Below are 15,899 nucleotides of genomic sequence, written 5' to 3' on the forward strand. Positions count from 1 at the left end.
CGAGCAGGCTCGCTCACACAGTGAGTTGCGCAAGCTGCAGAAAGGCCCACTCCAGAGCCTTGTCGGACGATCGAACAAGCGTTTCATCGGCTTGATGGCCATTTGATTACTTTGTCAGTGCGTTCTTCTGTGCAATCAGTACAATCGCCGCATTTGCCCGACCGGGAATGGACGCAATCCGCGTTGGGTGGCCACGAGAAATCCCATGCTCATCGGTAGTTATTCCTCCACCCTGGTTTTCATTTCGTTGTGTGTGGCGATTCTCGCTTCGTACACCGCACTTGACCTCACCGGTCGCATTGCCACCGCCAAGGGCCGTGCCGTGCATTTCTGGACGGCCGGTGGCGCGTTCGCCATGGGCATCGGCGTCTGGTCGATGCACTTCATTGGCATGCTCGCCTTCAAACTGCCGATCGATCTGGGCTATGACATCGGCCTGACCGCGCTGTCGCTACTGATTGCGGTGTTGTCCTGCGGATTCGCCTTGTGGCTGGTCAGCCAGCCGAAACTGCCATTGCTGCAACTGGCATTCGGCGCGCTGATCATGGGCAGCGGCATCAGCGCCATGCATTACACCGGCATGGCGGCGATGCGCATGACCCCCGGGATCGACTACGACCCGACGCTGTTTGGCGCCTCATTGCTGATTGCGGTCGGTGCGTCGGCGGCGGCGCTGTGGATCGCCTTCCGCTTGCGTCAGCACTCTCCCTATGTGCGGCTGATCCGTGGTGGCGCAGCGATCATCATGGGCATCGCCATCGTTGGCATGCACTACACCGGTATGGCTGCCGCGCAATTTCCCGACGGCAGCTTCTGCGGTGCGACGATCAATGGCCTCAAAGGCAACGGCCTCGACAGTCTGGTGTTGATCACTACGCTGGCAGTGCTGTCGATTGCCTTGCTGACCTCGATTCTCGACGCGCGCCTCGAAGCGCGCACCGCCGATCTCGCGCACTCGTTGACCGTGGCCAACCGCGAACTCACGCAACTGGCCCTGCACGACACCCTGACCGGTTTGCCGAACCGCATGCTGCTGGACGATCGCATTAATCAGGCAATGAAGAAGGTCCATGAGCAGGGCGGCTGTTTTGCCTTGATGTTCATCGATCTGGACGGCTTCAAACCGGTTAACGATGCGTTTGGTCATCACATGGGCGATCAGTTGTTGCGCGAAGTCGGTGTGCGTCTGCGTGAAGATTTGCGCAGCCTCGACACTCTCGCGCGGATCGGCGGCGATGAGTTCGTCCTGCTGGTGCGTCTGACTGAGCCGAACGACGCGCTGGGGCTGGCGGCACGCCAGGTCGGCTTGATTGCGCAATCGTTCCGCGTCGCCGAGCATGACTTGCAGATCTCCGCCAGCGTCGGCATCGCCCTGTATCCGGGCAATGGCCAGAACGCCCAGGAACTGTTGATGAACGCCGACGCAGCGATGTACCACGCCAAGGGCGGCGGCAAAAACGGCTACAGCTTTTTCGACGCATCGATGAACACCAACGCGCGCAAGCAATTGCAGTTGTTGCAGGATCTGCGTGCGGCGCTGGAACACAGCCAGTTCAGCTTGCATTACCAACCCAAGTTCGACGCCGCCAATGGCCGTCCGGTCGGCGCTGAAGCGCTGTTGCGTTGGCAGCATCCCGTCCACGGCATGCTGATGCCGGACAAGTTCATCGAACTGGCCGAGAAAACCGGTCTGATCATTCCCATCGGTGAATGGGTGCTCAACGAAGCCTGCCGGCAGATGCGCGAGTGGTACGTGCTCGGTTACACCGATTGGCGCATTGCGGTGAATCTGTCGGCGTTGCAGTTCTGCCACACCGGTTTGGTCCGTAGCGTGGCCAAGGCCTTGGCTACTCACCACTTGCCGGCCAACAGCCTGACCCTGGAAATCACCGAAACCACGGCCATGAGCGATGCCGATGCGAGCATGACGGTGTTGCAGGAGTTGTCGGACATGGGCGTCGACCTGTCGATTGACGACTTCGGCACCGGTTATTCCAGCCTGATGTACCTCAAGCGGTTGCCGGCCAATGAGCTGAAGATCGATCGTGGGTTTGTGCGCGATCTGGAGCATGACAGTGACGATGCGGCGATTGTCTCGGCGATCGTTGCGTTGGGCCAGGCGTTGGGGTTGCGCATTGTCGCTGAAGGCGTGGAAACCGGAGTGCAGCAGGAGTTTCTGACGCAGTTGGGGTGTGATTCGTTGCAGGGGTATCTGCTGGGGCACCCGATGCCGGCGGAGAAATTCATGCAGGATATTGCACGGGGTGAGCAGTTGGCGGTGGTCTGATCGACTGCGTTATCGTTCTTCGCGAGCGGGCCGCTCCCACATTTGGAATGCATACCCCTGTGAGAGCGAGCCTGCTCGCGAAGGCGTCTGCCCAGACACCACAGACTCCATGCAAAACCCGCCAATGGCGGTTATTCTTCCCCCCGACTGTTACGTGTGCATTGGGGGAGAAAGGCCAGCATGGATAAAGTCATTGTGATCACCGGTGGCGGGCGCGGGATTGGCGCCGCTACGGCGTTGTTGGCTGCCGAGCAAGGCTATCGGATCTGCATCAACTATCAGTCGGATGAACAAGCCGCGCAAAGCGTGCTGGAGCAAGTCCGCGCATTGGGCGCACAAGCCATCGCGGTGCGCGCCGACGTCAGCATCGAAGACGAAGTGATCGCGCTGTTCCAGCGGGTCGACACCGAGTTGGGCCGTGTCACCGCCCTGGTGAACAATGCTGGCTCCGTCGGGCAAAAGTCGCGGGTCGACGAAATGTCCGAATTCCGCATTCTCAAGATCATGAAAACCAATGTCCTGGCGCCGATCCTTTGTGCCAAACACGCGATCCTGCGCATGTCGCCCAAGCACGGCGGGCAGGGTGGCAGTATCGTCAACGTGTCGTCGGTGGCGTCGCGTCTGGGCTCGCCAAATGAATACGTCGACTACGCCGCGTCCAAAGGCGCGCTCGACACTTTTACCATTGGCTTGTCCAAGGAAGTGGCGGGTGAGGGGATTCGGGTCAACGCCGTGCGCCCAGGCTACATCTATACCGATTTCCACGCTCTGAGCGGCGACCCGGATCGGGTCAGCAAGCTGGAGTCGGCGATTCCGATGGCCCGTGGCGGGCGGCCGGATGAGGTGGCGGAGGCGATTGTCTGGTTGTTGTCGGATAAAGCGTCGTATGCGACCGGGACGTTTGTTGATTTGGGGGGTGGGCGCTGATCGTTGGGATTTTTGTTGCCTGATCCGGCCCCATCGCTGGCAAGCCAGCTCCCACAGGTTTCTATGTCGTACACAACATACGCGGTGACATAGAACACTGTGGGAGCTGGCTTGCCAGCGATGGGGCCAGTGCAGTCAGCAACAATCTTTCAGAACGACCGCACAATCCGCCCCAACGTCTCCATGGCTTTTTCCGAATCCTCGGTCCAAGGGCTGCCATAGTTCAGGCGAATACAATTCCTGAAGCGCTGCGTCGGCGAGAAAATCGGCCCCGGCGCAATACTGATGCCTTGCGCCAGTGCCATCTGAAACAACTTCAATGAATCCATTTGCGGTGGCAGTTCCAGCCACAAAAAGTAGCCGCCCGCCGGTTGGCTGACCCGGGTCTGCGCCGGGAAGTAACGGGCGATGGCGGCAAGCATCGCGCTCTGCTGTTCTTCCAGTGCATAGCGAAGTTTGCGCAGGTGACGGTCATAGCCGCCATGTTGCAGATAGTCGGCAATCGCCGCTTGCGCCGGCATCGAGGCACATAACGAAGTCATCAGTTTCAGCCGTTCGATTTTCTGCGCATAACGCCCGGCAGCGACCCAGCCGATGCGATAGCCGGGGGCCAGGCTCTTGGCGAACGAGCCGCAGTGCATCACCAGACCTTCGGTGTCGAAGGCCTTGGCCGGTTTCGGCGCCTGTTGGCCGTAATAGAGCTCGGCGTAGACATCGTCCTCGATCAGCGGCACCTGATGGCGGCGCAGCAGTTCGACCAGTTCCTGTTTTTTTGCCTCGGGCATGGTTGCGCCCATCGGATTCTGGAAACTGGTCATACACCAGCAGGCCTTGATCGGGTGACGTTCCAGCGTCTGTGCGAGCACGCCGAGGTCGATGCCGTCACGCGGGTGCACGGGGATTTCCACGGCTTTGAGTTTCAGCCGTTCCAGTACTTGCAGGCTGGCGTAGAACGCCGGGGCCTCGATGGCCACCAGGTCGCCCGGTTCAGTCACGGCTTGCAGGCACAGGTTCAGCGCTTCGAGGGCGCCGTTGGTGATCAGCAGTTCTTCCATCGGCAGCATCAGGCCGCCGACCATGTAGCGCAGAGCGATTTGCCGGCGCAGTTGCGGATTGCCCGGCGACATGTCGGTGACGACCATGCGCGGGTCCATCTCGCGGGCGGCGCTGGCCAGCGAGCGCGACAGGCGTTGCAACGGGAACAGCGTGGGGCTGGGGAATGCCGAGCCGAATGGCACGGTGCTCGGGTCCTTGATCGAATCGAGGACCGAGAACACCAGTTCGCTGACGTCGACTTCGGTGGAGTCGTTGACGTGGCTGCTGATAACCGGCTCGGAAAACGGGCTCGGCGCGTGAGTGTTGACGAAGTAGCCGGAGCGCGGCCGCGCGCGGATCAGGCCGCGGCGTTCGAGCAGGTAGTAGGCCTGGAACACCGTGGACGGGCTGACCCCGTAGGTCTGGCTGGCGTAACGCACCGACGGCACGCGCTGGCCGGGGCCGAGGACGCCGGAGCGGATCAGTTCAGCGATGTCGTCGGCGAATTTTTCGTAGCGTTTCATCGAGGAGCCTTGGTGCTGGTTGATGATGAGGTGTGTCAGGAGTACTGCCCCTCACCCTAGCCCTCTCCCAGAGGGAGAGGGGACTGATTGGGGGATGCTTGCTAAATACACCGACCTGAAAGTGCTTTGCTGAATCCACAATCGACTCGGCCTGAAAGTGTTTTGCTGAATCCACAATCGACTCGGCCTGAAAATACTTTGCTGAATCCGTAATCGACTCGGTCTGTCAGGTCGATGGATAGCGACAGACACCTCGGTCGGCTCCCTCTACCCCTGGGAGAGGGCTGGGGTGAGGGAGCGGATTCTAAGGGATCAGCGATTCATCGGCGCCACAAACCTGCTCTTCGCCACGCTGTAAACCTCAGGCTCATCGCTGTCGGCAATTTTGAAACTCAAGGTTTGCGAGCTGCTGGCCGGGCGCTCCGTGGTCATCGCCACCGACACCGGCACATCGACAATTTCCCCCGGCGCCAGGCTCAGCTCGGTCTTGCCTTGCAACTGGAAGCCATCGCCATCCACCAGCGTCAGGTTGTAGTCCTGGCGTTGCTGGGTCTTGTTGATGACTTTGAGGCTATAGATGTTTTCGATCTGGCCTTGACCGTTCTCGCGGAACAGCCCGCGATCCTTGGTCACGTCCAGCGAGACCATTGGCCGCTCGACCAGCGCCAATGCCAACGCGCCGATCATCGCTACCAGCACCACGGTGTAGCCAATCAGACGCGGACGCAGCAGATGGGTTTTACCCCCCTGCAATTCGCGCTCGGAACTGTAGCGGATCAAGCCGCGCGGGTAGTTCATTTTGTCCATGATCGAGTCGCAAGCGTCAATGCACGCGGCGCAGCCGATGCACTCCATCTGCAAGCCGTCGCGAATGTCGATGCCGGTCGGGCAGACCTGCACGCACAACTGGCAGTCGATGCAATCACCCAGACCTGCTTCTACCGGTTTCACGTCGCGTTTGCGCGGGCCACGGTTTTCGCCACGGGCCACGTCGTAGGAAATCGTCAGGGTGTCCTTGTCGAACATCACGCTCTGGAACCGCGCATACGGGCACATGTGCATGCACACCGCTTCACGCAACCAGCCAGCGTTGATGTACGTGGCGGCGGCGAAGAACAGCACCCAGAACAGGCTGACCCCGCCGATCTGCAAAGTCAGCAGCTCTTCAGCCAGTGGCCGGATCGGGGTGAAGTAACCGACGAAGGTCAGGCCAGTCATCACGCTGATCGCCAGCCACAGCGTGTGCTTGGCCGCACGCCGGGCCAGTTTGTTCAGGCTCCACGGTGCGGCTTGCAGCTTGATCCGCTGGTTGCGTTCGCCTTCGGTGATTTTCTCGCACCACATGAAAATCCACGTCCACGAGCTCTGCGGACAGGTGTAACCGCACCAGACCCGACCGGCGAACACGGTGATGGCGAACAGGCCGAACGCGGCGATGATCAGCAGCGCCGACAGCAGGATGAAATCCTGCGGCCAGAACGTCGCGCCGAAGATGTGGAATTTGCTTTCAGAAAGATCCCAGAGCACTGCCTGACGTCCGCCCCAGTTCAGCCACACAGTGCCGAAAAACAGCACGAACAGAAATCCCGCGCCGCTCATGCGCAGGGTGCGGAACAGACCGGTGAAGCTGCGGGTGTGGATCTGGTTGTCACTGGACTTGGCCGTCGCCTTCATTGGGCGTGCGGGCACACTTTTAATGGTTGGCGTTGCTTCTACGGTTCGGACGGGGATTTGTTCGCTCATGGTTATTCGCTCATCAGCCTCCATCAGGCCAGAGCACTATGAGCGTCGATCTGTTTGCATAACAGACTCAGGTATTTCAATAAAAAGCGGATCAGATGGGATTTCGCGCAACGCCTGCGACAACTTGAAGCAGCCCGCAGGCAAAGGCGCAAACGCCTATCGCAGGCGTTTGCGCGGGCTATTGATCAAGGTCAGTCAAATCACCGAATCACTCTCGTCGGCCTTCAAGTGCTTGCGACCGTCTTTGGCGCCTGCGACGGTCAAGGCGTCAGCTTCTTTTTCGCTGATGTAAACGCGCCGGCCTTCTATTTCCACGAACGACATGGATTTTTCGCTATCCGTCATGACTTCCAGGGTGTCGCAAATGCGAATTTCCTCGCCATGTTCAACGGTGAAAAAACACACTTTTTGTTCGGGGTTGGATTCATCGACTCGAAGAGGCATGGGAGCAGTCCTTTTTTCAGGGAGGTCTGCAAGGTTAGGGCGCACGCTGCGCCGATCGTTCTGCGCAACTGATTAATGGTCGCCGCTGTCCATCCTTTATAGACCCTTGGAAAGGACTGCCGGATGAACGCGTGGTGGCATGAAGTGTGGGAAACCCTGCAAGCGGAATTCGCTGACGTCGGCGATGCCTCGCAACTGACGCGGATTACCGTGCGCCTGCTGATGGCGGCGATTCTGGGTGGCATTCTCGGGTTCGAGCGCGAACACAAAGGCAAGGCCGCCGGGGTGCGCACACACATGCTGGTGGCGCTCGGCGCGGCGTTGTTTGTGCTGGTGCCGCAGACTTCGGGGGCAGAGTCGGATGCGATGAGCCGGGTGGTGCAAGGGGTGATTGCCGGGATCGGCTTTCTCGGTGCCGGGACCATCCTGAAAAACAAGGAAGGCGATGAAGGTCATGTCAAAGGCCTGACCACGGCTGCCGGGCTGTGGATGACGGCGGCCATTGGCGTCGCGGCCGGGCTGGGCAGGGAAGCGACGGCGCTGCTCAGTACCTTTCTGGCGCTGGGGATTTTCAGCGTGATGCCGCGCGTCGTGAAGCTGTTCGAAAAGGACGAGGAAAAGACTGATGACCACTGACTGATCGTTGCCACGTTGATCGTTCCCACGCTCCGCGTGGGAATGCCTCAATGGACGCTCCGCGTCCGCTTTGGGACGCGGAGCGTCCCGGGCTGCATTCCCACGCGGAGCGTGGGAATGATCAGTCAGACGATGACGGGTGGCATCGTGCTCGGCGGTTCTTCCTTAGGCGGTGGCGTGGTGCCCGGCGGTTCCTGCTCGGGAATCGGCTGCGGCTCGGTCTCGGGCAAGGTGGGTTTGTCGATGTTCGGATCGGGCGTTTCCGCCGGGATCGGGATATTCATCTGATGACCTCCGTGTGGCACATGGCGTGAGAAGTGCTTAAGTGGATTGACCACCTCATGGCGAATTCGATCCGCTTTTCTGACACGGTAATTTCATCTGAACTTTTCCCGGCGCCGGTCGCTCGGAACCTAAGTGAGTTCATTCCGGGCAGGCGCTCGATTGCGAACGCTGAACCGGCACAAGAGCGTCCTTGGGGCGTTAAGGAGAGATGCTCAATGACTGCTGAAAAACCCTCAGAATTAAACTACAACCCGCATATGCCACTGTCGCAGGCTTTGCTGTTGCCACGCATTGCCATCGAAAACACCATGCCGACCCTCGATGGCGGGCAGTTCGCGGTGAAGTCGATCGCCGGTCGTGAAGTAGTGGTTACCAGCAAGGTGTTCGCCGACGGCCACGACAAACTCGCGGTGCGCATCCGCTGGCGCGAGGAAGGCGAAGAGCAATGGCAAAGCGAAGTCATGGCCGATCAGGGCAATAATGGCTGGCAAGGCCAGTTCCGCCCTGAACAGCAGGGCCGCTACCTCTATTGCATCGAAGCGTGGATCGATCACTTCGCCAGTTTTCAGTACGAACTGGAGAAGAAACACAATGCCGCCGTCCCCGTTTCGCTGGAGTTGCAGGAAGGCCGGACCATGGTTCAGCAGGCCGCCGAACGCAGCGAGGGCCAGCTCAGCGAACAACTGGCGGCGTTGCACCACGAATTGTCCGGGTTGCTCGAAACCGAGCAGGTCGCGCTGTTTCTGCACTCGCGCAGTGCGCAATTGATGGCTGAGGCCGATCACCGCGCCTACTTGAGCGTCAGCGCCGAATTCCCCATGGACGTTGAGCGAGAACTGGCCGAGTTTGCCAGTTGGTATGAACTGTTTCCCCGCTCGATCACCGATGATCCCCGCCGTCATGGCACTTTCAATGACGTGCACGCGCGTCTGCCGATGATTCAAGACATGGGCTTCGACGTGTTGTACTTCACGCCGATCCACCCGATCGGCCGCGCGCACCGCAAGGGCCGCAATAATTCCTTGACCGCCGGCCCGGATGATCCAGGCAGCCCTTATGCCATCGGCAGCGAGGAGGGCGGTCACGAGGCGATCCACTCGCAACTCGGCACCCGCGAAGACTTCCGCCGACTGGTTGCCGCTGCTGCCGATCATGGTCTGGAAATCGCCCTCGATTTCGCCATCCAGTGTTCCCAGGATCACCCGTGGCTCAAGCAGCATCCGGGCTGGTTCAACTGGCGCCCGGACGGCACGATCAAATACGCAGAGAACCCGCCAAAAAAATACCAGGACATCGTCAACGTCGACTTCTACGCGCCGGACGCGATTCCGAGTCTGTGGGTCGAACTGCGCGACATCGTCATTGGCTGGGTCGAGGAGGGCGTGAAGATCTTTCGCGTCGACAATCCGCACACCAAACCGCTGCCGTTCTGGCAATGGCTGATTGCTGACGTTCGCGCGCTTTACCCCGAAGTGATCTTCCTCGCTGAAGCCTTCACTACGCCGGCGATGATGGCGCGCCTCGGTAAGGTTGGTTACACCCAGAGTTACACCTATTTCACCTGGCGTAACAGCAAGGCTGAGCTGGCGACGTATTTCACCGAACTGAACGAATCGCCTTGGCGCGAATGCTACCGGCCGAATTTCTTCGTCAATACGCCGGACATCAACCCGGCATTCCTGCACGAATCCGGGCGCCCGGGGTTTCTGATTCGTGCGGCGCTGGCAACCATGGGTTCGGGCTTGTGGGGCATGTATTCCGGTTTTGAACTGTGCGAGTCGGCGCCGGTGCCGGGCAAGGAGGAATACCTCGACTCGGAGAAATACGAGATCCGCGTTCGCGACTTCACCGCGCCGGGCAACATCATTGCCGAGATCGCCCAGCTCAACCGCATCCGCCGGCAGAACCCGGCGCTGCACACGCATCTGGGCTTGAAGGTCTACAACGCCTGGAACGACAACATTCTGTATTTCGGCAAGCGCAGTTTTGACGGCAGCAATTTCATTCTGGTCGCGGTCAGCCTCGATCCGCATAACGTGCAGGAGGCGAACTTCGAACTGCCATTGTGGGAAATGGGCCTGCCCGATGACGCGACGACCCACGGCGAAGACTTGATGAACGGCCATCGCTGGGACTGGCACGGCAAATACCAGTTCATGCGAATTGACCCGGCGTATCAGCCGTTCGGCATTTGGCGAATCACTGCCTGAACACAGAACCATTGTAAGAGTGAGCCTGCTCGCGATAGCAATCTTGCAGGCGACAACTCTACTGAATATGAAACCGCTATCGCGAGCAGGCTCACTCCTACAGGTTGCTCAGCGTTTTCGAGCCAGATGATCGGCTCACGGTTTATCCAGAATTCAACAGGAGTTTCACATGGCGAAGAAACCCAAGGCAGCCACCTTTATCAAAGACCCGCTCTGGTACAAGGACGCGGTGATCTATCAAGTCCACGTCAAATCGTTTTTCGACTCCAACAATGACGGGATCGGCGACTTTCCCGGCCTGATCGCCAAACTCGACTACATCGCCGACCTCGGCGTCAACACCATCTGGCTCCTGCCGTTCTACCCCTCGCCACGTCGCGACGACGGTTACGACATCGCCGAATACCGAGGCGTACACAGCGATTACGGGACCATGGCCGATGCCAAGCGCTTTATCGCCGAGGCGCACAAGCGCGGTTTGCGAGTGATCACTGAACTGGTCATCAACCACACCTCCGACCAGCACCCGTGGTTCCAGCGTGCGCGCAAGGCCAAACCCGGCTCGGCGGCGCGGGACTTTTACGTGTGGTCGGATGACGATCAGAAATACGACGGCACGCGGATCATTTTTCTCGACACGGAGAAATCCAACTGGACCTGGGACCCGGTCGCGGGCCAGTACTTCTGGCACCGTTTCTATTCGCACCAACCCGATCTGAATTTCGACAACCCGCAAGTGATGAAAGCCGTGCTCTCGGTGATGCGTTACTGGCTGGACATGGGCATCGACGGCCTGCGTCTCGACGCCATCCCTTACCTGATCGAGCGCGACGGCACCAATAACGAAAATCTCCCCGAGACCCATGACGTCCTCAAGCAGATCCGTGCGGAAATCGACGCCAACTATCCCGACCGCATGCTGCTCGCTGAGGCCAACCAGTGGCCGGAAGACACTCAGCTGTACTTCGGTGACACCGATGCCGAAGGTCTAAACGGCGACGAATGCCACATGGCGTTTCACTTCCCGTTGATGCCGCGCATGTACATGGCGTTGGCCCAGGAAGATCGCTTCCCGATCACCGACATTTTGCGCCAGACCCCGGAAATCCCCGCCAACTGCCAATGGGCGATTTTCCTGCGTAACCACGATGAGCTGACGCTGGAGATGGTCACCGACAAAGAACGTGACTATCTATGGAATTACTACGCCGCTGACCGCCGTGCGCGGATCAATCTCGGCATTCGCCGTCGCTTGGCACCGTTGATGGAGCGCGATCGCCGCCGCATCGAATTGCTCAACAGTCTGCTGCTGTCGATGCCCGGCACGCCGACGTTGTATTACGGTGATGAAATCGGCATGGGTGACAACATCTACCTCGGCGACCGCGACGGTGTGCGTACGCCGATGCAATGGTCGATCGACCGCAACGGCGGCTTCTCCCGCGCCGATCCTGCGAGCCTGGTACTGCCGCCGATCATGGATCCGCAGTACGGTTATCTGTCGGTCAACGTCGAAACCCAGTCCGGCGATCCGCATTCATTGCTCAACTGGACCCGACGCTTGCTCGCTGTGCGCAAACAGTCGAAAGCCTTTGGCCGTGGCACCTTGAAGATGCTCTCACCGAACAACCGTCGCGTGCTGGCCTACACCCGCGAATTCACCGATGTCGATGGCAAACACGAAATCATCTTGTGCGTGGCCAACGTCTCGCGCAGTGCGCAAGCGGTGGAACTGGACCTGTCGGCCTACGTCGGCATGGTGCCGGTGGAGATGCTCGGCGGTAATGCCTTCCCGCCGATCGGTCAGTTGAATTTCCTCCTGACCCTGGCGCCGTACGGTTTCTACTGGTTTGCACTGGCCGCGGAAAACCAGATGCCGAGCTGGCACGTCGAACCGGCGCAGAGCCTGCCGGACTTCACCACGCTGGTGTTGAAGAAACGCATGGAAGAATTGCTCGAAGCGCCGTCGCGCACGACGCTGGAGCAGAGCATCCTGCCGAGCTGGCTGCAGAACCGGCGCTGGTTCGCTGGCAAAGATGCTGGCATCGACAAGGTGCATCTGGCCTATGGCGTGCGTTTCGGCGACGCGCAGCATCCGGTGCTGCTCAGCGAAATCGAAGTCACCAGCGCTGGGCAGACCAGTCGTTATCAATTGCCGTTTGGCTTCATTGCCGAAGATCAGGTCGGCCCGGCGTTGCCGCAGCAATTGGCGTTGTCGCGTGTACGAAGAGTGCGACAAGTCGGTTTGATCACCGATGCGTTCAGCCTTGAAGCGTTTATTCGCGCGGTGCTGCACGGCATGCAGAACAACACGGTGCTGGAATCAACCGAGGGCGAAATCCGTTTTGCGCCGACCGCGCAACTGGAAAAACTCGGCCTCGGCGGCGAGGCGGAAGTGCGTTATCTCTCCGCTGAGCAATCGAACAGTTCGGTGGTGATCGGCAACAGTCTGGTGCTCAAGCTGATACGTAAAGTCGCTTCTGGCGTACACCCGGAACTGGAGATGAGCGCTTACCTGACCGAGGCCGGATTTGCCAATATTTCACCGCTGCTCGGCTCGGTTATCCGCCGCGATGGCAAGGGCGAAGACAATTTGTTGATGATCGCCCAAGGCTATCTGAGCAATCAGGGCGACGCCTGGGAATGGACGCAGAACAACCTCGAACGGGCGCTGCGCGATGAACTCGCCGATGCCATGTCCGAACAGGAGCAGCATTACAACGCGTTGGGTGAACTGAGGGACTTTGCCGGCATGCTCGGCCAGCGCTTGGGTGAGATGCACAAGGTGCTCGCCGCGCCAACCGACAATGCCGACTTCGCCCCGCAAGTGGCGACCACCAAGGACATGCAGGCCACGGGCAAGGATGTCGTGGCGCAGGTCGAACATGCCTTGAAGCTGCTCAAGCAACATCAGGGCGAGCTCAATGCAGCGGATCAGAAGCTGGTCAAACGCCTGATCGACGAGAAGAAAACCATTCTTGCGCATGTGCAGGATCTGGCGAAAAAAGCCACGGGTGGCTTGCGTATCCGCGTCCACGGCGACCTGCATCTGGGCCAGGTGCTGGTGATCAAGGGCGATGCCTATCTGATCGACTTCGAGGGCGAACCGGCGCGGCCATTGAGCGAGCGCCGTGGCAAACACAGCCCGTACAAGGATGTCAGCGGCGTGTTGCGCTCCTTCGATTACGCGGCAGCGATGACCATCAACGTGCACAACGTTGACCACAGCGCTGAGTCTGAAACTGCGCGGCGTCTGGTGGCCGAGCGCTATCTGCGTGAGGCCCGTGAGGCATTTGTTCAGGCATATCGCCGCGCGGCAGCTAGTCTTGAGCATGCCTGGCAAGATCCTGAAGGTGCCGACGCTGCGCTTGCGTTGTTCGGCCTGGAGAAGGCGGCCTATGAAGTGGCCTATGAAGCCGAAAATCGCCCCACGTGGCTGCCCGTGCCGTTGCACGGTTTGTATGGGTTATTGACGGGGCTTAAACCCTTTTCCGATCTTGGTGGAGAGTAGTCATGAGTTTCTCAAACAAGGAACAGGGTCAGGTCAAAGAAGCGCTGCTGCCCTCGGCGAAAGATATCGACGCCTTGGTCCGCGCTGAACATCACGACCCTTTTTCCATTCTTGGCCCGCACGGCGATGGCGCTGGCGGGCAGTTTATTCGCGCGTATCTGCCCGGCGCACTGAGCGTCGTGGTGCTGGACAAGGACAGCGGCGAAGAACGCGGTCCGTTGGAGCAAACCGAAACGCCGGGGCTGTTTGTCGGTCATTTCGATCAGGCGCGGCCTTACCAGCTGCGCACGCGCTGGGCCGGCGGCGAGCAAGTCGCCGAGGACCCGTATAGCTTTGGCCAGTTGCTCGGTGAAATGGATTTGTATCTGTTCGCCGAGGGCAATCACCGTGACCTCAGCGCCTGCCTTGGCGCGCAGCTAAGAACCGTGGATGGTGTCGACGGCGTGCGTTTCGCGGTGTGGGCGCCGAATGCCCGGCGCGTGTCAGTGGTGGGGGATTTCAACGTCTGGGACGGCCGCCGGCATCCCATGCGCCTGCGTCATCCGTCCGGGGTCTGGGAGTTGTTCATCCCGCGCCTGCAAGCGGGGGAGTTGTACAAATACGAGATTCTCGGCGCCCACGGCATTCTGCCGCTCAAGGCCGACCCGATGGCGCTGGCCACCAGCCTGCCGCCGGATACCGCGTCAAAAGTCGCGGAACCCCTGCAGATCGACTGGCAGGATCAGGACTGGATGAGCAGCCGCCGCGACCGTCACAAGCATTCGGCGCCGCTGTCGATCTATGAGCTGCACGCCGGTTCGTGGCAATGCGAGCTGGATGATCTCGGTGAGGTGGCGCGTCAGTACACCTGGCCGGAACTTGCCGAACGGCTGATTCCTTACGTCAAGGAACTCGGTTTCACCCACATCGAATTGATGCCGATCATGGAACACCCGTTCGGCGGTTCCTGGGGTTATCAGCTGCTGTCGCAATTCGCCCCGAGTGCGCGGTACGGTTCGCCGGCGCAGTTCGCCGAATTCGTCGACGCCTGCCACCGCGCGGAGATCGGTGTGATCCTCGATTGGGTACCGGCGCATTTCCCCACCGATACCCACGGTCTGGCGCAATTCGACGGCACCGCGCTGTACGAGTACGGCAATCCGCTGGAAGGTTTCCATCAGGATTGGGACACGCTGATCTACAACCTGGGGCGCACCGAAGTGCACGGCTACATGCTCGCCTCCGGGCTGCATTGGCTGAAGCATTTCCATGTCGATGGTTTGCGCGTCGATGCGGTGGCGTCGATGCTCTATCGCGACTATTCGCGCAAGGCTGGCGAGTGGGTGCCGAACCGTCATGGCGGGCGCGAGAATCTCGAAGCCATCGATTTCCTCCGGCATTTGAACGATGTGGTTGAGCTGGAAGCACCGGGTGCGCTGGTGATCGCCGAAGAATCCACGGCGTGGCCCGGTGTCAGTCAAAGTACGCAGCAGGGCGGCTTGGGTTTTGCCTACAAATGGAACATGGGCTGGATGCACGATTCACTGCATTACATTCAGCAGGACCCGGTGTACCGCGCCCACCATCACAACGAGTTGAGTTTTGGCCTGGTCTACGCTTGGTCCGAGCGTTTTATCCTGCCGATCTCCCACGATGAAGTGGTACATGGCAAGCATTCGCTGATCGACAAGATGCCCGGCGACCGCTGGCAGAAATTCGCCAACCTGCGTGCTTACCTGAGTTTCATGTGGACCCATCCGGGCAAGAAACTGTTGTTCATGGGCTGCGAGTTTGGCCAGTGGCGCGAATGGAATCACGATCAACAGCTCGATTGGTATCTGCTGCAGTACTCCGAGCACAAAGGCGTGCAGAAACTGGTTGGCGATCTCAATCGGCTGTATCGCGAGGAGCCGGCGTTGCACGATCAGGACGACGCGCCGCAGGGGTTTCAGTGGTTGATTGGTGACGATGCGATCAACAGCGTTTATGCCTGGCTGCGCTGGAGCAAGGAGGGCGCACCGGTGCTGGTGGTGGCCAACTTCACCCCGGTGCCGCGTCAGGCGTATCGCGTCGGTGTGCCATTTGCCGGGCGCTGGACTGAGTTGCTCAATAGCGATGCCGACACCTATGCCGGTTCCAATTATGGCAATGGCGGCGGGGCATTTACCGAGGAAGTGGCGAGCCACGGCCAGTCGTTGTCGCTGGAACTGAACCTGCCGCCGTTGGCAGTGTTGATCCTCAAACCGGAGGGTTGATCCAGTAGCGAGTTGCTGCCATCGCGAGCAGGCTCACTCCTACACTAGGAATGCGTTCCCCTT

The 15,899-nt window shown here is 59.8% G+C and carries 10 protein-coding genes; 6 read left to right on the plus strand and 4 right to left on the minus strand.

What is annotated here, in order from left to right; all coding sequences use genetic code 11:
* Positions 1 to 205 precede the first annotated feature (205 nt).
* Both AK821_RS18955 and AK821_RS18960 read left to right on the plus strand, forming a co-directional pair.
* Positions 206 to 2,287 (plus strand): putative bifunctional diguanylate cyclase/phosphodiesterase, encoded by a 2,082-nt coding sequence (locus tag AK821_RS18955; protein ID WP_064391073.1) that lies wholly within the window; start codon positions 206 to 208, stop codon positions 2,285 to 2,287.
* A gap of 180 nt (positions 2,288 to 2,467) precedes the next feature.
* Entirely contained in the window at positions 2,468 to 3,214 is a 747-nt protein-coding gene (locus AK821_RS18960) for an SDR family oxidoreductase (RefSeq protein WP_064391074.1), read from the plus strand.
* Positions 3,215 to 3,363: 149 nt separating this feature from the next.
* On the opposite strand, the gene mapR is transcribed toward AK821_RS18960, so the two are convergent.
* From mapR to AK821_RS18975, 3 genes are all read right to left on the minus strand, one after another.
* Positions 3,364 to 4,773, minus strand: a complete 1,410-nt coding sequence (gene mapR / locus AK821_RS18965) for a GntR family transcriptional regulator MpaR (protein WP_007919188.1) — start codon at positions 4,771 to 4,773, stop codon at positions 3,364 to 3,366.
* A gap of 312 nt (positions 4,774 to 5,085) precedes the next feature.
* Entirely contained in the window at positions 5,086 to 6,516 is a 1,431-nt protein-coding gene (gene ccoG, locus AK821_RS18970) for a cytochrome c oxidase accessory protein CcoG (RefSeq protein WP_064391075.1), read from the minus strand.
* 195 nt (positions 6,517 to 6,711) lie between these two features.
* Positions 6,712 to 6,960: a DUF3203 family protein gene (locus AK821_RS18975; RefSeq protein ID WP_064391076.1), complete on the minus strand. Its 249-nt coding sequence runs from the start codon at positions 6,958 to 6,960 to the stop codon at positions 6,712 to 6,714.
* Between the two features lie 123 nt (positions 6,961 to 7,083).
* Between AK821_RS18975 and AK821_RS18980 the strand changes: the two genes are divergently transcribed.
* Entirely contained in the window at positions 7,084 to 7,596 is a 513-nt protein-coding gene (locus AK821_RS18980) for an MgtC/SapB family protein (RefSeq protein WP_064391077.1), read from the plus strand.
* 125 nt (positions 7,597 to 7,721) lie between these two features.
* Here the strand turns inward: AK821_RS18980 and AK821_RS30930 are convergent, their stop codons facing one another.
* Complete coding sequence (locus AK821_RS30930; protein WP_016985118.1) at positions 7,722 to 7,880, minus strand: hypothetical protein; 159 nt, start codon at positions 7,878 to 7,880, stop codon at positions 7,722 to 7,724.
* A gap of 216 nt (positions 7,881 to 8,096) precedes the next feature.
* Between AK821_RS30930 and AK821_RS18985 the strand changes: the two genes are divergently transcribed.
* From AK821_RS18985 to glgB, 3 genes are all read left to right on the plus strand, one after another.
* Complete coding sequence (locus AK821_RS18985) at positions 8,097 to 10,091, plus strand: alpha-1,4-glucan--maltose-1-phosphate maltosyltransferase (protein ID WP_064391078.1); 1,995 nt, start codon at positions 8,097 to 8,099, stop codon at positions 10,089 to 10,091.
* Positions 10,092 to 10,260: 169 nt separating this feature from the next.
* A complete protein-coding gene (treS, locus tag AK821_RS18990) occupies positions 10,261 to 13,602 on the plus strand; it encodes a maltose alpha-D-glucosyltransferase (RefSeq protein WP_064391079.1) in 3,342 nt (1,113 codons plus the stop codon).
* A gap of 2 nt (positions 13,603 to 13,604) precedes the next feature.
* Entirely contained in the window at positions 13,605 to 15,836 is a 2,232-nt protein-coding gene (gene glgB / locus AK821_RS18995) for a 1,4-alpha-glucan branching protein GlgB (RefSeq protein WP_064391080.1), read from the plus strand.
* The last annotated feature ends 63 nt before the right edge of the window (positions 15,837 to 15,899 follow it).

The organism is Pseudomonas sp. RIT-PI-r (assembly GCF_001297015.1).
GTDB lineage: Bacteria > Pseudomonadota > Gammaproteobacteria > Pseudomonadales > Pseudomonadaceae > Aquipseudomonas.

What these genes read in the sequence shown, in the direction of transcription:
- AK821_RS18955 (WP_064391073.1), top strand. Translation starts at nt 206, where the DNA reads ATGCTCATCGGTAGTTATTCCTCCACCCTGGTTTTCATTTCGTTGTGT.
- AK821_RS18960 (WP_064391074.1), top strand. Translation starts at nt 2,468, where the DNA reads ATGGATAAAGTCATTGTGATCACCGGTGGCGGGCGCGGGATTGGCGCC.
- mapR (WP_007919188.1), bottom strand. Translation starts at nt 4,773, where the DNA reads ATGAAACGCTACGAAAAATTCGCCGACGACATCGCTGAACTGATCCGC.
- ccoG (WP_064391075.1), bottom strand. Translation starts at nt 6,516, where the DNA reads ATGAGCGAACAAATCCCCGTCCGAACCGTAGAAGCAACGCCAACCATT.
- AK821_RS18975 (WP_064391076.1), bottom strand. Translation starts at nt 6,960, where the DNA reads ATGCCTCTTCGAGTCGATGAATCCAACCCCGAACAAAAAGTGTGTTTT.
- AK821_RS18980 (WP_064391077.1), top strand. Translation starts at nt 7,084, where the DNA reads ATGAACGCGTGGTGGCATGAAGTGTGGGAAACCCTGCAAGCGGAATTC.
- AK821_RS30930 (WP_016985118.1), bottom strand. Translation starts at nt 7,880, where the DNA reads ATGAATATCCCGATCCCGGCGGAAACGCCCGATCCGAACATCGACAAA.
- AK821_RS18985 (WP_064391078.1), top strand. Translation starts at nt 8,097, where the DNA reads ATGACTGCTGAAAAACCCTCAGAATTAAACTACAACCCGCATATGCCA.
- treS (WP_064391079.1), top strand. Translation starts at nt 10,261, where the DNA reads ATGGCGAAGAAACCCAAGGCAGCCACCTTTATCAAAGACCCGCTCTGG.
- glgB (WP_064391080.1), top strand. Translation starts at nt 13,605, where the DNA reads ATGAGTTTCTCAAACAAGGAACAGGGTCAGGTCAAAGAAGCGCTGCTG.